17 protein-coding genes are annotated in these 20,371 nt (G+C 69.3%); 10 read left to right on the top strand and 7 right to left on the bottom strand.

The features are described 5' to 3' along the window. Positions 1–299: 299 nt before the first annotated feature. Genes Aau02nite_RS31370 through Aau02nite_RS31350 form a run of 5 tightly spaced genes read right to left on the bottom strand, consistent with a single transcriptional unit; the run spans position 300 to position 6,891 of the window. Positions 300–2,801, bottom strand: coding sequence for a type IV secretory system conjugative DNA transfer family protein (locus Aau02nite_RS31370; protein ID WP_212992251.1), 2,502 nt, complete (start codon positions 2,799–2,801; stop codon positions 300–302). Positions 2,802–2,815: 14 nt separating this feature from the next. Beyond that, complete coding sequence (locus Aau02nite_RS31365) at positions 2,816–4,558, bottom strand: VirB4 family type IV secretion system protein (protein ID WP_246595591.1); 1,743 nt, start codon at positions 4,556–4,558, stop codon at positions 2,816–2,818. A gap of 22 nt (positions 4,559–4,580) precedes the next feature. Continuing rightward, complete coding sequence (locus Aau02nite_RS31360) at positions 4,581–5,573, bottom strand: PrgI family protein (protein WP_212992210.1); 993 nt, start codon at positions 5,571–5,573, stop codon at positions 4,581–4,583. Then, entirely contained in the window at positions 5,570–6,475 is a 906-nt protein-coding gene (locus tag Aau02nite_RS31355; protein WP_212992209.1) for a TrbL/VirB6 family protein, read from the bottom strand. The genes Aau02nite_RS31360 and Aau02nite_RS31355 overlap by 4 nt, the downstream gene beginning before the upstream one ends. A gap of 5 nt (positions 6,476–6,480) precedes the next feature. After that, complete coding sequence (locus Aau02nite_RS31350) at positions 6,481–6,891, bottom strand: pilin (protein ID WP_212992208.1); 411 nt, start codon at positions 6,889–6,891, stop codon at positions 6,481–6,483. A 1,105-nt stretch (positions 6,892–7,996) separates the two neighbouring features. On the opposite strand from Aau02nite_RS31350, the gene Aau02nite_RS31345 reads away from it, so the two are divergent. Beyond that, the gene (locus tag Aau02nite_RS31345) at positions 7,997–8,878 is read left to right on the top strand and encodes a hypothetical protein (protein WP_212992207.1); all 882 of its coding nucleotides are present in this window, start codon (positions 7,997–7,999) and stop codon (positions 8,876–8,878) included. Between the two features lie 297 nt (positions 8,879–9,175). Here Aau02nite_RS31345 and Aau02nite_RS31340 read toward each other — a convergent pair whose 3' ends face one another. Both Aau02nite_RS31340 and Aau02nite_RS47910 read right to left on the bottom strand, forming a co-directional pair. Continuing rightward, on the bottom strand, positions 9,176–12,019 hold the full coding sequence (locus Aau02nite_RS31340) for an AfsR/SARP family transcriptional regulator (RefSeq protein WP_212992206.1): 2,844 nt from the start codon (positions 12,017–12,019) through the stop codon (positions 9,176–9,178). Positions 12,020–12,310: 291 nt separating this feature from the next. Then, the gene (locus Aau02nite_RS47910) at positions 12,311–12,766 is read right to left on the bottom strand and encodes a transposase (protein WP_212992205.1); all 456 of its coding nucleotides are present in this window, start codon (positions 12,764–12,766) and stop codon (positions 12,311–12,313) included. A 416-nt stretch (positions 12,767–13,182) separates the two neighbouring features. Between Aau02nite_RS47910 and Aau02nite_RS31330 the strand changes: the two genes are divergently transcribed. From Aau02nite_RS31330 to Aau02nite_RS31290, 9 genes are all read left to right on the top strand, one after another. Continuing rightward, entirely contained in the window at positions 13,183–13,680 is a 498-nt protein-coding gene (locus Aau02nite_RS31330; protein ID WP_212992204.1) for an RICIN domain-containing protein, read from the top strand. A gap of 689 nt (positions 13,681–14,369) precedes the next feature. Further along, positions 14,370–15,260, top strand: a complete 891-nt coding sequence (locus Aau02nite_RS31325) for a hypothetical protein (RefSeq protein WP_212992203.1) — start codon at positions 14,370–14,372, stop codon at positions 15,258–15,260. Next, a complete protein-coding gene (locus Aau02nite_RS31320) occupies positions 15,244–16,164 on the top strand; it encodes a TRM11 family SAM-dependent methyltransferase (protein ID WP_438841189.1) in 921 nt (306 codons plus the stop codon). Before Aau02nite_RS31325 ends, Aau02nite_RS31320 begins: the two co-directional genes overlap by 17 nt. 219 nt (positions 16,165–16,383) lie before the next feature. Next, positions 16,384–16,641, top strand: a complete 258-nt coding sequence (locus tag Aau02nite_RS31315) for a helix-turn-helix domain-containing protein (RefSeq protein ID WP_246595585.1) — start codon at positions 16,384–16,386, stop codon at positions 16,639–16,641. A gap of 21 nt (positions 16,642–16,662) precedes the next feature. Further along, positions 16,663–18,129 carry a site-specific integrase gene (locus tag Aau02nite_RS31310; protein WP_212992201.1) on the top strand — a complete coding sequence of 489 codons (1,467 nt, stop codon included), beginning with the start codon at positions 16,663–16,665 and terminating at the stop codon, positions 18,127–18,129. Between the two features lie 202 nt (positions 18,130–18,331). Next, positions 18,332–18,733 carry a hypothetical protein gene (locus Aau02nite_RS31305; RefSeq protein WP_212992200.1) on the top strand — a complete coding sequence of 134 codons (402 nt, stop codon included), beginning with the start codon at positions 18,332–18,334 and terminating at the stop codon, positions 18,731–18,733. Positions 18,734–18,996: 263 nt separating this feature from the next. Next, positions 18,997–19,464, top strand: coding sequence for a hypothetical protein (locus Aau02nite_RS31300; protein WP_212992199.1), 468 nt, complete (start codon positions 18,997–18,999; stop codon positions 19,462–19,464). After that, entirely contained in the window at positions 19,461–19,778 is a 318-nt protein-coding gene (locus Aau02nite_RS46785) for a hypothetical protein (RefSeq protein ID WP_246595584.1), read from the top strand. The genes Aau02nite_RS31300 and Aau02nite_RS46785 overlap by 4 nt, the downstream gene beginning before the upstream one ends. A gap of 13 nt (positions 19,779–19,791) precedes the next feature. Beyond that, positions 19,792–20,371 (top strand): hypothetical protein (locus Aau02nite_RS31290; protein ID WP_212992198.1); only part of this gene is annotated, 580 nt, incomplete at its 3' end.

Genomic DNA, 20,371 nt, shown 5'->3' with positions numbered 1-20,371 from the left:
TCGACAGTCTCGCCGGGAGCGAGTCGCTGCTGCCCAGCAGTGCCCTGATCGGCGAAGGCAGGCCTTGGCGGGCGCGGAAGACGACGCAGACATCGACGACGAACGGCATTGGGCGATCATTGCATCTACGGACCGGCCAGGCTCTCGCCGAGCGCCATCAAGGTCATGTGCACGGATCTGCCGCCGATAACGCGCGGCCCGGTCGCGTACGACAAGTCGGTGCCAGCCCACTGACCGTGGCCTGTCTAGGCCACCTCAATGTAGCCACTGAGCACCGTCGCATCATGATTGCCTGTGGCTCAGGTTTTCGAACTCGCGCCGCTGCCGCGGGCCCGGCGGTTGTTGTCCGGCCGCGTCGAGAACCGTTCGACGAGGTCGTCGATCGCGCTGGTGTCCTGGGCGGGCACTTTGGCGGCGGCGGCCTGCCGGATCGCGGTCGCCTCGCCGACCAGCGGTTTGGGTGGGCGGGTTTTCATGGTGAATGCCGGGGTCTGCCGGCCGGCGATCACGAGGCGGCTGGCGGCGGTGTAGGCGTGGAGGTGGGTCAGGTCGTGCTCGTCCAGCTCCGGCAACGTGTGCCGGGCCAGAACCCGTGCGTCTTCGGGCGCCACGGAGAAGTAGATCTTGTTGCGGGCGTTCGCGGACGCAGCGGCGAGCAGGTCTTTCGGGAACTGCGCCAGGTCCTGATGCGCCAACACCATGGACAGCCGGTACTTGCGGGCCTCGGCGAGCATCGAGTCGAGGGAGTTGGCGAGGGTCAGGAAGTTCTGCGCCTCGTCGATGATCAGGGTGGCGTCGCGACGCCGGTCGGCTGGGATGTTGGCGCGGGCGGTGGCGGCCTGCCACACCTGCGCCAGTACCAGCGATCCCAGCAGTTTGCTGGTGTCCTCTCCCAGCTGACCTTTCGGTATGCGGACGAGCAGGGCGCCGCCGTCGAGGACTGCACCCATGTCGAAGCTCGACGTGGGGTAGCGCATGGTCCGTTTGACGAAGTCGCGCAGCAGGAACGCGCGCAGGCGGGCGAGGACCGGACCGATGACCTGCGAGCGCAGGGCGGGGTTGAGTTCGTCGTACCACTGCCAGAACCCGGCCAGCCCGGCTGGGTCGTCGAGTCCGACGGTCATCGCCGACCGGAACTGCGCGGAGTTCAGCAGCGGCGGGATGTGTTGCAGGGTCACGTTGGCGTGCCGTAGGAGGGTGAGGCAGGCGACGCGCATGACGTCGTCCATCCGCGGTCCCCAGGCTTTGGCGAAGATGGTGCCGAAGATTGACACGAGGTTGTCGACGACCAGGTCCGGGTCGTCACCGGACAGCGGGTTGAGGGTGGGCGGGTTGGGCTGGTCTGGGTCGAACAGCACCACCCGGCCGGCGACTGAAGCGGGGAGTCGGTCGAGGATGTCCAGGACCATGTCGCCGTGCGGGTCGATGACCACGGTGCCGCGGCCGGCTGTGATGTCGTCGACGGCGAGGTTGACGAGCATGGTGGTTTTGCCGGAGCCGGTCGCGCCGACCACGTGCAGGTGGTAGCGGGCGTCGGTCACCGGTAGGGCGACGGCGTGGCCGCCGATCTCGGCGTCGCCGAGAACCTTCGTGCCGCGCCCGCCGGTGGGTACCGCCACCGGTGTCGGCATCGACTTCGCCCGGGCCCGGTCCAAGCCCGGGACGGCCAGATCCCGCGGCAGCGCGCCCAGGACCGCGAGCTCCGGGGTCGAGGCCAGGAACCCTGCCCCGAGCCGCCGTGTCGCGAGCACGGCCACCGGTGCGCTCATCCGAGCCCGGTGGGCCAGGGTGTTGCGGGCGGCGTAGACGGCGAATGACGAGGCGACCGCGTCCGCGATCCCGCGGAGCCGGGCCTGCGCCGGGGATCCTGCGCGTTGGTTGTTCTTGGCGATGGCGTAGCGGATGGCGATGGTCCACAGCGGGTGGGCGGTCTTGTCGAGGATCGCCCGCACGTCGCGTTCCACACCCGGGTCCCGGCGTCCCGGACCGGCCGCCGCGCCGGGACGGCGCGTGGAGGGTCCCGTCTGGAAGACCTCGAGGATCCAGAGCAGCGGTGCGGCGGGGTTGATCGCTGGGACGGCGGTCTTGCCGTCGCGGAGCCGTCCTGCCGCTCGGCGGGCCCGTGCGGCGCGGCGGGGGCTGGCCGGGCGGGCGAGGACTTGTACGCAGGCGTGTTCGCCGGGTTTGAGCTGCGATCCGGCCGACATCAGCGCGCGTAGCGGGTCGTTGTCGTGATCGGTTTCGAAGGGCAGCCATTCTGCGGCGGTGGGCAGCAGATGCCCACCCACGGCAGCGGCGGTGTCGAGGGGGATGGGTGGGGGTGCCGGCTCGTCGATGGTGCAGGCGGCGCCGGGCCACGCGGCGCGCACGGCCGCTTCCACCGCCCCTCGGGGGACGGTGCCGGGTACCCACACCGAGATCAGCAGATGGCGGCCGGTCCAGGTGTACTGCCACACCAGGTGGGGGCTGCCGTAGAGGAGCCGCTTTGGCCGGGATGGGGTGAGGGTGCCGTGCAGGTTCGCCCACAGCGCGGACGCGCTGTGCGGATCGACTTCGGGTGGCGGGGCGATGGTGATGAGGCGGGCGGTGGCAGCGTGGCGGCGCTGCCGCCACCCATCGACCACGTTACGGACTACCACGAACGACACCAGCAGCCCGGCGGCCGCGGCGGCCAGCCATGGCCGGGCCGCCGCCCAGCCGGCGGCGTCCACCAACCACTGCGCCGGCGCACCGGGCGGGGATACAAGATCGGCGCCCGACCCGGAAGGGTCAGGCGCCGGCGGGGGCGCCAGCAGACACATCAGCGGCGGTGGTTTCACGGTTCCTCCTCGCCGTCGTCGAACCCGACCAGGTCGGACGGTGTCGTGGTGGCCAGGCGGTGTTCGGCCGGTGAGCTGATCGACTCGAACGCGGTCCGCTGGGTTCCGCAGATGAGCAGGCCGTGCCCGATGCGGGCGGACAGCAGCATCCGGCGTTCCCCGGCGGTGAGCCCGAAGGCGTCGGCGAGGTTGTCGATGGCCTGGGGTGCCTGCTTGAGCAGGATCTGCGTGGCCGCGTTGCTGACGACGGCCTGTCCCAGGTCGGTGCCGAGCACGTCGGCGACGTCTTGGGTGATCATTGACAGGCCTGCGTTGCGTTTGCGGGCGGCCTTACTCATGGTGAACAGGAACTTCGCGCCTTGCCCGTCGCGTAGGAGCAGCCATGCCTCGTCCACTACGACCAGGCGGCGGGTCGCCAGTCGGGCCCGGCCCGGGGTGTCGACCGATCGCCAGATCGCGTCCAGGGCCAGTAGGGTGCCGACGGTGCGGAGCTCGTCGGGTAGATGCCGCAACGACCAGACGACCAGGTGTCCGTCCGGTCGGGTGGTCGTCGGGGCGTCGAACAGCGCGGAGAACGAGCCCGCGGCCCACGGCGCGAGCCGGGCGGCCAGCTGCCGGCCCGCCTCCTCCCCATCGGCGTGGAGGATCGCGGTGAGGTCTTTGAGCAGGGGTGCCGGCCGGTGGTGGGTGGCCGGGTCGGCGGTGATCCCGGCCCGGCGGTAGACGGCGAGGATGGCGCGGTCCAGGGCGGCGCGTTCGGCCGGTGGCGGCTCGTGGCCGAGTAGCACGCTGATCAGGGTGTGTAGGAACAGTCCGCGTCGGGTGAGCACGTCAGGTCGGTTGTCGCCGGCGGGTAGGTCGAGGGGGTTGATCTTCACGCCGGGTCGGCCGAGGCGCACGATGCTGCCGCCCACGGCGTCGGCCAGGCGCGTGTATTCGTCTTCCGGGTCGATGACGACGACCTGCATGCCTTGGTAGAGGTTGCGCAGCACGTCGAGCTTGACGAAGTAGCTCTTGCCGGCGCCAGAGCGGGCCAGGACAACACTGTTGTGGTTCTCCTGCGCCCAGCGGTCCCACCAGACGATGCCTTGCGAGTCCGGGTTGACCCCGTACAGGACCCCACCTGTGGTGGGTGGGTCGCCCGGCAGCGGCGCGGGCAGGTCCGCTGAGGCGAGGGGGAAGGCTGCGGCCAGGGCTTGGGTGTCCATGGTGCGGCGCATCTGCAGGTTGTCCGAGGCAAGGGGCAGGGTGGTGGTCCAGCCGGGCAGGTGCCGCCAGGTGGCCGGCTGCACCTCGATCAGTGTGGAGGCGGCAGCGGCCTTGACCTGCGCGCATGCGGCGAGCAGTTCGGGCTCGGTGCGGGCGTGGACGGTCAGGTACAGCCCGACCCTGAACAGTTTCGCCACGCCGCGGGCCAGGCGCTGGGCCAGCTCGGCGGCGTCGTCGGCGGCGGCCTCCACGAACGGGTCGGCCAGTCTGCCGTGTCGTTCGTCGGCGCGGCGGCTCGATTCGAACCGGGCCCGTTGGTTACGCAGCCTCGATGCGGCGACCGGCGCGGGCAGCGGGTCTATGTGCAAGCTCAGGTCGAGGCGGCCCGGCCAGGACAGCAGCGGTTCCAGCCAGGCCGGGCCGACCTCGGCCGGATAGCCGGTGACCACCAGGGTCGCGGCGTAACCGTCACCGACCCGCAGGAAGCGGGGGGTGACCTCCACGGAGGCGGGGGCGACGGTGGCCGCCAGCGATGAACGCCGGCGGCCACCGTCAACCTGATGATGGTCGGCGGTGGTGCGGTTTCGGGTGAGCAGTTTCACGACGTCGCTTTCTGGGCGGGGCCTGGTGCGGGCCGGTGATGACGGTGTCGGGAGCGGCGAGCCCGCCGGGGTGCGGCGGGCGGTAGGGGTCGGCAGCGGCGGCGAGCGCCTCGGTGGCGGCGTGCCCATCGAGGGCGCGGGTGGTGACGCCGAGCCCGGCCAGGGAGCGGGCGGTGTCGTCGGCGCGCCGACGGGCGGCGTGCTCACCGCCTTCGCTGGTGCGGGTGACGATCAGGACTTGTCGGCGCAGCGGGTCGCGGCGTTCTGCCAGCTCGTGCAGGAACGCGGCGTGGTCGGCGGCGGCGTCGGCGAGCGCCGGATGCGGTAGGTCGGCCGGGGCGTCGGTCAGGGTGCGGGCGGCTGAGTGTAGGTCGACCGGCTGGGCCGAGACGACGATCTGCGTCGGCGTGGACAGGCTGTTGAGCCAGCGGCCGAACGTGTCGATCAGCGCCGTCTGCTCGTCGGCGGTGCGCAGTGCGAGGTTGACGCTGGTCGCGGCGACTATCGCCGCCCGGCTGCCGGACAGGTGGATCTCTCCGCGTTCGTCGATGGCGTCGGCGGGCAGTTTCAGCGGGGCCGGCAGCATTACCGTTGACGCCGGCGCCTGTACCCACTCCGGAACCTTGGCGGTGGTGTCGGTGGTGGACAGTGCCCGCGGCTGGCGGGAATGGCGGATCGCGGCCAGCAGCCACACGTCCATCGCCAAGCCGTCACGGCGGCCGAGCGCCAGCCCGAAAACGAGCCCGCCCAGCACGACCGCGGTACCGACAAGCATCGCCGCCGGCAGCACGTCGTGCAGGCTCTGCCAGCCGGCGTAGCCGATGACGGCGGCGACGGCGAGGATCGCCAGCTGCCGAAACGTCAGCCCGTAGAGCACCTTGTCGGGCGCGTCCACGTCGGCAGGCATGCGGGCCCGGACATTGTTGTCACGCTCGGCGATCATGGGACTGTCCTGATGCCGGGAACGCGCAGCCCGCGGGTCAGCTGCTGTACCACGACGACCCGCACGACCGCGCCCAGCATGGTGCCGCCACGACCGCCGCCGTTGGTGACATAGCGGCGCATCAGGCCGGGAATCCGGACCGTGGTCCACAGCATCACCATCACGACGAACAGGTTCAGCACGCCACCACCGTCCGAGGGCAGGCCGAGGGTGGGGAGCATGGCGTTGGGGTCGAGCAGCATCCACTGTCCGGCGAACAGGACGAACGCCTGCACGAGCGGGACGGCGAGTATGCCGGCATACGAGCGCCACCACAGCCGGGCGACCGGGTCGGTCATCGGCAACGCATGACAGGCCAGGGCGAGAGGTGCTGCGGCGGTCAGGACGATCGCGACCGCGAACCGCGCGATCATGGAGCAGGCTGTGGCGGCGAGCAGGAACACGATGATCGCCAGGCAGACCAGGAACAGTAGGCCGCCGGCCTGATCCTGGGCGGTCAGATTGTTCTTGATCGCCTGCAGGGCGCCGTTGTTGTCGACGTCGGTGTCGGTCAGCGCGATGGTGAGCGCGTTCGCCAGTTCGATCATGCGTCCGGCGATCAGCTGGGAGAAGTGCGCAGTAACGAACCCGACGATGCACCGCGGGAGTAGGTCCTTGACGGTGTAGCGGGTGTGTTCGTTGCCACCGGCGACCATGGTCAGGACACCGGCGGCGACGAACACCAGCACGAAAACGGTGTCGACGATCCAGATGGAACGGCCGGTCAGCGCTTGGACCTGCGGTAGTGCGGTGACGTCCGGGGTGAGCAGCAGCACGTGGGTGATCGCGCCGATCAGCGCGGTCAGGCTGTCGAGCAGCAGCTGGGCGAACCAGTCGAGGATCTGATCGAGCATGAAGCCCATGACCATCAGCCCCCGACGATGCCTTGAACGACCTGCAACAGGATCGGGGCCAGCACGGCCAGGCCGTAGCCGATCAGGGCGTTCTTCAGCGCGCCTTTGGCCTTGTCGACCTGGGCCGGGTCACCGCCGGCGGTCGCCCAGTACACCCCGGCCAAGACCAGGAACAGGGTGGCGACCGCGGCCAAGATCCCCATGAGGAACGTCCGCATGTTCGCGATTACCTGCGGCAACGTGTTCGCGGCCAGGACGACAGTGCCGCCGGTGTCGGCGTATGCGGTGGCCGGGACCGACAGGATCAGCAGCACCGTGGCGGTGTGTGCGACGACCCGGCCGGTGCGGCGGCCGGCGGTTGTGGACAAGGTTGTGGACAACACGTGGATCTGGGCACGCAGGCGTGCCCGCAGACAGCGGGACATGACGGGGTTCACCTCCCGCCCCGCCCCTCCGCGCAGCCCACAGAGGCAGGCGCATTGGGCGGGGCGTATCGCTCGAACGGCGGTCAGGGACCGCCACCAAGCCGCAGAGGCAGGTCCGGCAAAGAGGCGTGGGCGTCCTCGGGAGGAGCTCGTCCTCCCGTTCGGGTTCGCAAGTGATGAGGTGTCAGCGCATCAGAAGGCGCGGCACCCGAGGTCCCAGCTCACTTCGCCGGCCTGGATCTCTCGGCCCGGCGGCGGACGGAACCGACCGTCCGACTCGCGTCCGACAGCAGTTCCGCACCCTCAAACCGCCGGTTGTGAGCCGTGGCGAACACCTGCCGATCTCACAGCCTCTGACACGACCTCACAGACTTCTGACCGAGCACGCCCACGTCCTTGCGGTCCTTTGTGCCCGCTTCCATGGCCTCTGCCGCTGCGCCCTGCGGGCAAGCTGATCAGCGTTGTCAGACCTGCGCAGATCCAACGGTTGCTCCGCTGACAAACAGGCAGCGCGACCGACACCGCCTCCGTGACGGTGATCCAGGTCGCTGGCAAGGGATTGTCACGCTGCGGTGTCCGACCGCCATGGCGTCAAGTCGCTGTGTTAACAGACGGACGCGAGACGGTGAAATCTCGTTCTTCGATCTCGGCGTTGTCCGGCCGGATGCCGTGGCCGCGCCTGTCGCACATTGGGCGATCGCGCCGGGCTCCGACACCCGCGTTACACGCCGGTCGAATCTGACACGCCGGCGCCGCGAGACGTTGTCAGCCGTAGCGAGGTCGTGGCAGACGCTATGGACCTCTGACAACCGCCCTGACGGGCGCCGGTGCCACCCCGCCGGGCCGTCGCCGCCGGTTACCGACGAGATGGGCGACTCGATGTTGTAGTGCACCTCAGAGACGGCTCGTCAGACAGGCGTCGGTCACGTGCGCCGGTGAGCTTGGGCGTACGCACTACAGCCCGTGAGGCGGACTGTAGTGCGTGACCCCGTCACTGACCTGGACTGTCAGAGCTGCGTGAGATCACCGTGGCGCAATGACCGTCCAGCGCGTCGCGTGACCGTCCCGGCGCGCCATCGAGATCCTCCGACAAGGGAGCTGTGACATGACCGCGTCCGCCACCGAATGGCCCGACTCGATTCTCGACGCCGTCGACGCGGCGTTCGCCGCCCTGACCGGCGAGTTCTCCCCTCTGTCACTTGATCTCGACGAACTCGGGCTGGCACCCGGCGATGACACCGACCTACCCGCCGGTGTCATCACGTTGCCGGCGCTGCGGACGTGGCTGCTCACGCACCCGCGCGCCTACGCCGCGCGGGACGCCGTCTGGGCCGAGCTGATTCGCCGCGCCCGTCTGGACGGCCCGGCGTGGGTGGTCGCGGCGACCGCGATGGCGATGCCGGCGTTGCGCCGCTACGCCGGACAGCTACGCACCGGCTGGTCCGGCGACACCCACGACTTGGACGCCGAAATTATCACCGGCTTCCTCACCGCCCTACGCGACCGGGTGGACCTCGTGCGACCCGCGCCGTACGCGGCGTTGTGCAAAGCTGCCTGGCGCGCCGGCTACGAGCTGCGCCGTCGCAACGGCGCGGAAGCCATCCCCGTGGAGAACGTCGAGCGCCTCACCGGTCCGCGTACCCCTAAGTTCCCGTACGGCCACCCGGACCTGCTCGTGCGCCGCGCCGTCGAACTGGGCATCATCGACCCAGCCGACGAACAGGCCTACATCGACCTCCGGCTGGGCCGCCGCGCGGTCGAACCCATCGCCGCCCGCCTTGGTCTAGAAGTCGACACCTTGCGTCGCCGGGTCGATCGCATCGACACCCGCATCGCCGAGGCCCTGGACTCTGGCCTGCTCAGCGCCGCAGCGTCTCCACGCACCCGCAACAAGCTGCACCGCGAGGCACAGCGACGCCGCAAGATTCGCGCCAGCCGCGCCGGCGCCTCGCCAGCAACCGGACGAGGGTCTTCGGCCGCTGCCTGAACCCCGTCGTACCCGCCCTCAACCGCGGGAGCGGGAGTCAACCTGACCGGACAGGGCTCCGAGAGGCCGACGCCGCCCACCCCAACAGCGTCACCAGGTTCTGCCATCCACACAGCGTGAACATCGACACGCCGCCCGGGCGACAAGCCGAACAGCGTGTCCACCAAACACCGTGAACGTTCACCGTTAGGGCACTTGCTAGCTGGGATCAAGATGTCGACGGCGAGAGCGGTACGGCGGCGGAGTCGCACTCGGTCAGCAGAAGTGTGAGCAGCGCGTCTCGCTTGGGCAGCTCCGTCAGTCGCCGTGGTGTGGCGAGCGCTGGGTGCCGTCTCGGCCGACGGCATGAACCGGCGTCAAGCGCTCCCCCGCGGTCGTGCAGCCGTCCGCTTCGCTGCTGGTGGCCACCGCCTTCAGGCCGGCGTGGCTACGGGCCTGTTCGTACCCGGCCTGCGCGGCAGCGGCGTGCGCCGCTGCCAGCCGGAATTGTTTCCCTGCGGCGTTCGGGCGGCCAGCGGCGAGCAGGGTCTCGCCGAACTCCAGGTGTACCTGCGCGGCCAATCGGCGGTCGCCCAGGCCGTGGATCACCTCGAGGGCCTTGTGATGCCGGGCAACGGCGTCGGCGTATCGACCCTGCCGGCGGTACAGGGCTCCCAGCGCACCGGCCGCTTCCGCCGCGGCTGATTTGTAACCGATCCGCAGGTTGAGGCTCAGCGCCAGGCGCAGCATGCGCTCGGCCGGCCGGTGGCCCATCCGCATCCGGGTGATGGCCACGTTGCCGAAGGTGTTGTATCGCTCGGCATCGGCCCCGGTGGCGACGGCGAGGAACAGCGCGCGGCGAAACCAGCTGAGGCCTTCCGCGAGATCGCCTCGGCGGGCCGCGGCCAGGCCGAGCGTGTTCAGCGGGTTTATCATCTGTCCCGGCTCGGCGAGGGTGCGGGCGTGGTGGAGCGCTTGCCGGGCCGCCCGGTCGTCGCCTTCGACATCGCCGAGCAGGTACCGCAGGGCGGCCAGATTGGCGAGGGCGGTGTTGGCGGCACTTACCTCACCGAGCTGGCTGAAGCCGTCGTAGGCGGTTTGCACCAGTTCCATCGCCTTCCGCGCCTCGCCGGTGCGGAGCAGGCCGGACGCGAGGTAGTTCGCCATGATGGCGGTCGTGCGGACGTCGCCGTCCCGGCGCGCGATCGCCAGGCCGTACCGGTGCGCTTGGATCAGGTCGTCGTACTCGGCGGCCAGGTACCACATCCGCCACGCAGCGCGGGCCAGCTTCCATACGTGCTCCGTGGCGCCGGTGGAGTTCGCCAGTCGCACGATCGACATGTGATCGCGCCGGTTCTGCTCGAGCCAGCGGTTCTGGTCCATCTCCGCGCGCGGCAGCAGATCCGGCCGCAGCGGACGACCCAACTCCAGCGTCCGTGAGCTGTATGGGGACTCCAGCGGCCGCGCCACCGCCGCAGCGGTATGTGCGGCATGGTCGAACAGGCGGTGCAGGGCGGCGTGTCGTTCCGGCGGGTCCGATGCGGCCAGCGTGGCGGCGTACTGCCGGATCAGGTCGTGCAGCCGGTACGTTCCGGAGTCCTGCTCCTCGACCAGGTTTACGTCCGCGAGTTCACCCAGTAAGTCCTCGGCGTCGTTCAGCGGCAGGTCCGCGAGGGCGGCCGCGGCCGGCGCGTCGAACCGTTCGCCCGGATACAGGCCGAGCAGTCGGAACAGCCGCTGAAGCGGCGGCGCCAGATGGGTGTAGGAAAGTGCGAATGCCGCCGCCACGGTCCGGCTCTCGGCCGCCAGTTCGGGTAGTGCGGTGTCACCGAGGCGGTGGAGCAGGTCGGTGACCCGCCAGCGGCGGCGGGACAGGCGGGCCGCGGCCAGCCGTACCGCGAGCGGCAGCAGCCCACATCGCCGTACCACCTCGGCCACCGCAGAGGGCTCAGCGAGGGCGCGCTCGCCGACGATCCGGGTGAACAGATCGACAGCCTCCGGCTCGGTCAGTACCGGCAACGGATGTGGTCGGACGCCGTCCAGGCCGGTGAGCCGGTGCCGGCTGGTCACCACCGTCAGGTTGTCGCCACAGCCTGGTAGCAACGGCACGACTTGCTCGCTGTTCGATGCGTTGTCCAGGATCAACACGGTGCGCCGGCGGGCCAGCTCGCTGCGCCACTGCGCGATTCGCTGCTCGATCGGCCCGGCGATCCGGTCGACCGGCACGTCGAGCTGACGCAGCAAGGTGTTGAGGGCGGCGCTGGGTTCCACCGCTTCCCGTTCGCTGTGTCCGTGCAGGTCGATGAACAGCTGCGCGTCCGGATAGCGGTCCGCCGCAAGTCCGGCCAGCCGGATCGCCAGTGTGGTCTTGCCGATCCCGGCCATGCCGTCGAAGACGTGCACCGACGGGCCGGGCGGCGCGGTGCCGACCTGGCCGCGGAACCGGTTCAGAACGGCCGTACGGCCGGTGAAGTCGCCGACCGCCCGCGGCAGGCACCGGATCGGCGCCGGCGACATGAGCCCCGGGCCGGTGGGCAGGTCGCCGACCAGCATCCGGCGATGCAGCTCCTGCAGTTCCGGGCCCGGTTCGATGCCCAGCTCATCGATCAGCGCTGCGCGGGCACGCTGGTACTCGGCCAGGGCGTCGCCCTGTCGTCCGCTTGCATACAGTGCGCGGATGAACTGCCCGCGTAGGTGTTCGCGCATCGGGAACCGCTCGACCAGGCCGTGCAGTTCGGCCGACAGGTTCCGCTCGCTGCCGGCGTTGAGTTCCCTCTCTACCCAGTCCTCCACCGCGACTGCGTAGTGCTCGTCCAGGGTCGCGGCCAATCGGCGGACCGCAGGGCTGCCGATATCGCTGAGTGCCGGACCCCGCCACAGGTCCAGACCCTGGCGCAGCAGCGCACCGGCGCGGCCCTGATCGGTTTCTGTCCGGGCGCCGGCGACCAGCCGTTCGAACGCGCGGGCGTCCAGGTCGTCGTCCGTGACGGTGATGCCGTACCCGGCCGGGGTGGTTCGGATGCTGTCGGCGGGTAGTGCCCGGCGCAGCCGAGACACACACGTGTACAGCTGCGCGCGGGCAGTGGCCGGGGGCTGGTCGTTCCACACCGCATCGATGAGGGCGTCGACGCCGACGATGCGGCAGGGATGCAGCAACAGCATGGCTAGCACCACGCGGTCGCGACCGGCGGTGACCTCCGCATCCCGAATGGCAAGGGCACCGAGGATCCGGTACTTCATAAAGGACAATCTATCCGTCGTGGCTGAGGAAGTGCTGGGTAACCGGCGGGGTTACCCCTGGCTGGGTTCGTCGTTGAGGCGTCGGGCTGCTTCAGTCTTGATGGGGCCTCGTCGGCGTTACGCGCCACGATCTGTAGTTCGACGCGGCATGTTCGCGCGCCCAGCTCCGCAGTTCTTGGTCGATGCGGTTGACGTAGCCGGCATCCGTCCAGTTCAGTCCCAGCAGCGTGAATGTAGCGTGATGCTGGCCGGCACGGGTTTGGCGCCGGCTCGCTTCTGCACAGACGCGGCGTGCACGACCGCCTTGAGGATGAGCCCGCCGATGACGTCGGTAATGTGCCGTTGCGGGCCGCGGGTGCGTTCGCCCGCGTCCCCGCCGAGGGCGTCACTGCCTTCATGGCTGGCGCGGTCTGCGAGTCCAGATCCGCAGCTGACGACTACGGGTCTCGGCCTTCGGCGACGCGTACCAGGTCCCCCACCCGAGCCCCGGGTGCCGTCCGTGCTCCCGCAACGAAACCACCGATAGGCCACGTTCCACAGCGTCAGGTCATGCGGGACGTGTCGCCACGCGGTGCCGTTATGCAGCACATACAGGTCGTGCAGATGACCAGCCAGCGCGTCGGATACGCAATGGCCGCCCACCCGACCCGGCAACAGTGGCTCGATCATCGCCCACTGCGGTCCGTTAACGAGGACTCATACACCGGTTTGCAGACACATCGAGGCATCACCTCGCTCTCTGAGGCGGCGCGGGGCATCGGCGCCACACCGACGGATCGATGCTCCGGTGGTGCTGGCTGTATGGACCTCCTCTCGTCGGACGAGAGGAGATCGAGAGCTCGGCAGTAGAGACAAAGGCTAATTTCGTCACTCGCACGGTTCGGCGGCGCAGTGCATGTCGGCCATCGGGCCGCCCGTCGCAACGAAGGAGGACGTTAGTTGTGAGAAACAATCACTGCTATCCCGCCGAGCGCAACCGCCGATGGTTGGCAGCGATGCTCATCGTGGCTGTCGCAGCGGTCCTCGGGACAGGGGTTCCCGCACGCGCCGGCTCTGCGCCCGTACCGGGACCCGGAGGGGATCTGGTGAGCGTGGCCGAACTGAAGGCCCAGGTGTTCGGCGAGACCTCGGCTGAAGCCGTCACGTGGTCCTACATCCAGAACGTGAGGACCGGTCTTTACCTGGCCGTCAGCGGATCAAGCGACGCCAACGGCGCCCCGATCCTGCAGTGGGAGAAGCGGACGGGTAACCAGGAACAGGCGTGGACGTTCACCGAGACGTCCTATCCCGCCGGCTACATGGCGATTCGGAACGCGGGCACCAGCTCCTGGAAGGCCATGGGCATCAGCCGGTCGGGCCTGCACGATGGCGCCCCTGCGATCCAGTGGGACTACCGGCCGGGCCTCGAGGACCAGATCTGGGGCTTCTATGGGGGAACCCTCGGTGTGTACAGGCTCCAGAACCTCAACAGCGGGAAGTGCCTGGCGATCCCCGGCAGCAACCCCGCGCGCGGGGTGCATGCGGTTCAGTGGGAGTGCAGCTCCAATCTGGATCAGGCTTGGGCGGTGACCTCCTGGCCGTGACCGGCGAAAGGCGCTTGCCGGGTAGCGCGTCGCTTCCGGCAAGTAGCGGGCTCCGCGGTCAGGTTCGGCTGCGGAGCCCCTATCGTGTCGGGCGTCATCCGACGATGAAGCCGTTCTCCAGTTAGACGGTACTGCCGTCGGCACGGGCCCGAATGCGGCGGGCACCCGGGCCAGCAGCTCCGACAGCCGCTCGGAGGTTTCGGACTCGGTGCACTACACCCAGCCGCGCATCTACTCGGCGGAAGTCGGCTCTGCGCCGCCTGTTCGTGGCGGGCGAAGGCGCCCTTGAACTCACCGCTCTACAGGAATGCGTCCGCCTGCCGGCCGCCGTCCCGGGCGGGTGGCAGGCGGACCGGCTGCGCGGCCACGTCGACTGTGATCCTCGCCGTGCTCAACGTGCCCACCGTGGGCGTGCCAACTACGAACAGACCCTCACACCGACGACGTTGCATCAGGTCGCGGCATTAACCGGTGTCCACAGGCCCGGGAAGCTCAGCCTTCGGCGGCCCACACCCCGGCTCGGGCGTCGCAGGCCGCTTCAAGATTGTCAGGATCCGCCTTGACGTGCGCGGTCAGACGTCTGTGAGGTCATGTCAGACGTTGTGAGATCGGCATGTGTTCGCCACGGCTCACAGATTGCGGTTTGAGGGCGTCAGCGCTTCACGGCGCGGCGCGGAGCCGACATCCACATGAGCGAGCACACGCCGCAGCACCACCACAGCAAGGACCACCCAGCTCCGGACGACGCCAAACAGCTAGATCTGATCACCGGCGAGCCGCCGGTTCCGATCACCGTTTGGCGTACTGCCCGCAGCAGCGACGACACGGGCAGCAGCGTGGGCGCCAGGCTCGCAACGCGGCTGATCGCCGCCTATAGCCGCCTGGGCGAGGCCGTCGTCGACCTCACTCCCGATCACGCCTTAACGGCCGCCTGCACCACGGGCGGCCGTCGGCATCACCCGGCCTGGTTCACCGACGCCGCCAGCCTGATCATTGGCCCGGCCACCCCCACGACCCCGCCTCCTGGCATCGGCCGCGGCGACGCGGACCTCGAGGAGGACGTTCCCGAGTTGGCCACCTGGTTCGGCGACGACCTCACCGACCCTGGCCTGTCTATCGGCACATCCGTCACCGACCCCCGGCTCGACTCCTCCGTGCAGCAGGCGACGAGTCTCGTGGTCGCCTGCTGGCCCCTGGACTGGCACAACGACGCCGCCAACCGGGTCCGGCTGGCGTGGCTGCTGACCGCGTGCGCAAGACTGTTGCGTGCCGACGGCTGCCTGATCCTGGTCGTCACCGTTCCTGCTAATACCACAATGCCGCAGGACTTCAGCCCGGTGGTACAGGCCGCCGCCGGGGTGGGTTTGGGCTACCTGCAGCACATCGTCGCCGTGGCCGCCGACGTCGACGGCGATGCCTTCATTTATCACGTCACTGACGAAGAGCTGCTGTCTCTGGCCGGCGGTGACGGTCAGCGGTGGAGCGTGGCGCACCTGCGTGTGCACGCGGACCTCATGGTGTTCAGCCAGCTCGACAAGCCGCGCCCTACTGGACGCCGGGGTGGTGGTCAGCGTGGCTGAGCACCGCGCCTACGACACCGGACACCGCGCCGACAGGAGATCCGAGGGGTTGTCGGTGTGGGCGACCGCCCAGTCCACTGGGCCGGTGCAGCGTAAGGGTCGCTACGTGCCCGAGTCGGTCAGACACCCCGCTCGGATGTTGCCGGCGATCGCCGCGCACGCCGTCGAGCACTACACCCGGCCCGGCGAGCTCGTCCTGGACCCGATGTGCGGCATTGGCACCACCCTGGTCGAGGCTATTCATGCCGGCCGGGACGCGGTCGGCGTGGAGTACGAATCCAGGTGGTCGGACATCGCCGACGCCAACATCAAGCACGCCCACGCCCAGGGCGCGACCGGCCGAGGCGCGGTCGTCCGCGGCGACTCCACCGGCATCGGGTCGCTCGTACCCGCTGCGCTGGCTGGGCGGGTGGCGTTGGTGGTGACGTCGCCGCCGTACGGGCCGACCGTGCACGGCCTCGTGCGCCCCGGCACAGGCGGGGTGGCGAAGTCGGACAACGCCTACAACGACGGCACCGACAAAGGAAACCTCGCCTACCGCGACCTCACCGGACTCGCCGACGGCTTCGCTCAGATCCTCGCCGGCTGCGCCACCTTGCTCAAACCGGGCGGGGTCGTGGTGGTCACCGCCCGGCCGTGGCGCAAGGCAGGGCAGCTCGTCGACCTACCCTCGGCCGTGATCGGCGCCGGGCTACGCGCCGGCCTCACCCCGGTGGACCGGTGCGTGGCGCTGCTCGCGGCGGTCCGCGACGGCGCCTTGGTCGCCCGGCCGTCCTTCTTCCAGCTCCAGGCCGTCCGCAAGGCCCGCGCGACCGGCACGCCGATGCACCTGATCGCGCACGAGGACGTCCTCGTGTTCACCAACGGCCGACCCGCCATCAGCGCCAGCGAGATGGCCGCGTGACCGCTACCGCCCTCCGGCACTCACCGGCTTGGACTAGATCAATGAACTCCGAACCTGCTGGCCTGTTCGGCCTCTGCGCACCACTGCTCTGAAGGGATCACGATGACCAGCCCACTCCATCCTCACTCCGCTGTAACGCCGCCGGCGCACACCGATGAACCGGCCGGCGGCCCGGCATGGACGCCTGAACGCATCCGTGCGCTGGGCACGGTCACGACCGTGCCGGTCGCCGCATCGATCTTCGGCCTGTCTCGGTCGGTGGCCTACGACCTCATCCGCACCGAGAAGTTCCCCGTACCGGTCCTGCGGTTCGGCACCCGCTACCGGATCCCCGTCCAGGCCATCCTCGCTGCCCTGCACATGCCCGCCGGCCCACCCGCCCGCGAGGCCGCCGGCGACTTGATCGACGGGGTAGATCCACGCGTTGATCGACGACACGAAATCCCCAGCAGCCACCGCCCCGCACCCCGGCTTTGATCGGTAAGGAGTCGTCCACACATGGCGCAAGGAACCCTGAGCAAACACTGCTCCTGCCGCGACGAGCACGGCAAACGACTCGGCCCGCGCTGCCCACGACTGCGCCGACCCGGCGGCGAGGCCTGGAGCGCCCACCACGGCCGATGGGCCTACCAACTCGAGCTGCCCCACAAACCCACCGGCGACCGCTGGCAGCTACGCCGCGGCGGCTTCGACGACCGCGACGACGCCCTGGCCGAACTCGACCACGCCCGCTCGCTGCTCAACCTGCCCGGCACCGACACCGGCCAGCGCTTCGAGATCGCCGTCACCCTCAAGAAGGTCAAAGCCGGCCAGCCGCTGCCCTCACGGGATCAGGTCGCGCGCCGCGTGCGCGCCGGAGTGTCCGCCACCGCAGGTATGACCGTCGCGGACTACCTGCAGCAATGGCACCGCGGACGCAAGATCGAAGCGACCACGCTACGCGGCTACGAAAGCCACATCCGCGTGCACCTGATACCGCACCTCGGCAACATACCGATCGATCAGCTCCACGTTGCGCACCTGCAGGGCATGTTCGAGGCCATCACCGACCGCAACACCGAGATCGAGATCGCCCGCAGCAGCGACGACCCCGCCATCCGGGCCCAAGCCAAAGGGGCCCGGACGACGTCCCCGGCGACGATGCACCGCATCCGGGCCACCCTGCGCAAGGCCCTCAACGACGCCATCCGTACCCACCGGCTCATCGAGTTCAACCCCGCCGCGCACATCGAGCTGCCCTCCGGCAGACGCCCCAAGGCCCGAGTCTGGACTGCCGCTGCGGTCGCGGCTTGGAGGGCCACCGGGCGACGGCCCAGCGCCGTCATGGTCTGGACCCCGGCGCAGGCCGGAGAGTTCCTCGACTACGCCGAGGACCACGACATCGCCCTGTATCCGATGTTCGGGCTCATCCTGCACCGCGGGCTACGCCGCGGCGAAGCCGTCGGGCTGCGTGATGCCGACGTCGACCTCGACACCGGCATCGCCGTCATCACCCAACAGATCACCACCGACGGGTACCGGCCCATCACCAAGAAAGTCAAGAGCGACGCCGGCGACCGCAACATCACCCTCGACACCGCCACCATCAGCCTGCTGCGCACCCACTACGCCCGACGCGCCCGCTGGCAACTGGTCAACGGCCCCACGTGGCCACACACCGGCCTGGTGTTCGTCCAACCCGACGGCAACGCCTGGCATCCTGACACCGTCAGCAACCGCTTCGAACAGCTCATCGCCGGATCCGGCCTGCCACCCATCCGTCTGCACGACCTAAGGCACTGCGCCGCGACCTTCCTCAAAGCCTCCGGTGCCGATATGAAGGACATCCAGGAGACCCTCGGCCACTCCTCCATCGCCCTGACCTCCGACACCTACACCTCGATCATCCTCGAGCTCCAGGCGGAACGCGCTAAAGCCGATGCTGCTGCGGCTCTGGTTCCCCGCGCGCAGCGACGGGCCGGCTGACTACAAGACGAGCCCTTCAACAGCGGACGGACGCCCGAGGCGCTCAGGCCAGATTCGCCTGGGCGTTTGTCATGACCTGGGAGAAGCCTCACGGCCGAGGCCTCCAGCATCGAGCACCGCCGATCTGGAACACGACACCGATGTTGCGCGACCGGTCCGACTGGTACACCCTGGTGACCTTCAGTAGTCGGGGGTATTCATTGTGGTGAAGGTGGCGTCGGGCACCAGTGGTTTTGCGCTGGTCCTGCTGTGGCTCATCACGGTGATCCAGCTGGTCGGGGTGGCTGTTGCGAGTGCGGGCTTCGATGAAATCGCCGACGCCTCGCCGTTCGGACAGCCGGGCACGGCCATCGTCGCCGCGGCGATCGCCGTCGTGGCCTCCGGCGCAGCTGTCGTCGCATGGCAGGGTGCGACCCCTGCGGTTTGCACCGTTGCTGCGGTCGCGACGTTCGCCGCGGTGGGCATCGTCGCGCTGATGGCGCTCTCCTTCGTGGTCGCCGGCGGGACGGCGACCGGCTTCGCGATTCTCCTGGTGCTTGCCGCGGTCATGATCGCGATGATCGGGTGGGCGGCTCTTCAGTCGCGACGCGGTTCGGAGCGCTGAGCGCGGTGCGACAGGACCAGAACCAGTACCCGAGTCAGCTCCAGTGCCGAACCGCGGAATTGGCGCAGCTCGCACGCGATCTCGGCGGGGCGATACCGGCACACGTTGAAGGCCGCGACGCGACAGGGTGGGTGCTCGTCGTTCTCGGCGGTGACGGGCTGCCCACGCAGATCCGCGTGCGGGAGGGGTGGCGGCAGCGATTGGCACCCTAGCGGTTGGGCAGTGCGGTTCTCGACGCGAACACCGACGCGGTGCAGCGTTGCATGCGGACCTGGACCACCGCCGTGGACGATGGCGGCTGGTGGCGGCGGACAGGCCTTGAGGTCAACCCTGACGCGGAAGAAATATTCACGAGCCGGCCCCAGCCGCAACTGCCGGCCGGTCAGGTGCGGGACAGCAGTGAACTCGCCGAAGAGATCCTGGGGCTCCTCCACGATGCCCAGACCCCGCCGGTGAAACCGGCCGAGGCAGTCGAGGGCCGAGACGACAATCAACACGTCGCGGTCCAGCTCTCGTCGGCCGGCCTGGTCGCCTGCACCATCGATCCGCATTGGGCCCAGGAGCAGGACGCTGCTTCCATCGGCGCGGCCTTGGCCACGGCATTGCAAAGAGCCATCGCGAAGCGTCCGGCGTCGACGCCGGAAGGCAGCGGGACCGACGACCTTATCGGTGATGCCCTCGCGACGCTTACCTCCCTAACAAGGTCTCCTCCTCAAGGTGGCAACAGATGACGCAACCCCCGGGCAGGGGACAGGTCACCGTCGCGACCAACGCGCTGCGCCGCGAAGCCGACGAGTGGGACGAACAGAGCAGGAAGATCGGCGAGCAGGGCACCGAGGTCGCGGACATGGAGTTGGGCCGCCTGGAAGCAGGCCTCTTCCAGATCATGGTAGGCCCGTACAACGACGTGATCGACGTGGCCGCGGCGCGCTGCCGGGAGGGTGCGGCAGCCATGTCCGAGATCGCCGGCACGCTGCGCAGCGTCGCCGACACCTACGACGCCGAGGACAAAGCGTCCGAGCATCGCATCCGCAACATCTACTAACGGGGGACGCTCGATGTTCAGCCAGGCTCAGTACGAGGCCGTCATCCGCGAGATCGAGGCAGGCCTCAAGACCTTCGAGGGTCAACTCGCCCAGGTCATCCCGACGGCCAACAGCGCCACCTCCCACTGGTATGTCCCACCGCCGGTGGCGCAGGCATTCCGGTGGATCGTCGATGAGACCGTCAAGGTCGGCAAAGCCATCCTCGACTGGTTCCTCGACCTGCTGAAAGGCGCCGTCGCACCCATCTTCATGTTCGTCGACGCGTGGCGCTGGCAAGACCTCAAAGGCAAGCTCAACGGAGTCTCGGCCGACCTCACGACTCAGAACCTCGTCGTTGATGAGTCGGACTGGTCCGGCAGAGGCCGGGACAACTACCTCGCCACGGCAACCGCACAGTCCACCTCCGCCGCCCGGGTCGCCTCGATCGCCGGCACCACCTCGGCCAACCTGCTGATCTGCGCCGGCGCCGGGCTGGCGTTTTACATCGTCCTCGCCGGCGTCCTCGCCAAACTGATCGCGGCCCTGGCGGTGTCGATCGCCGGGATGGGCTCGGGAATCTTCACCGCCGCCGGGCATCGCGCTGTTCCTCGAG

The organism is Actinoplanes auranticolor, from assembly GCF_018332655.1.
Taxonomy (GTDB): Bacteria; Actinomycetota; Actinomycetes; order Mycobacteriales; family Micromonosporaceae; genus Actinoplanes; species Actinoplanes auranticolor.
The sequence above is the reverse complement of the archived record's forward strand: the minus strand, read 5'-3'. Positions and strand labels throughout refer to the sequence as shown.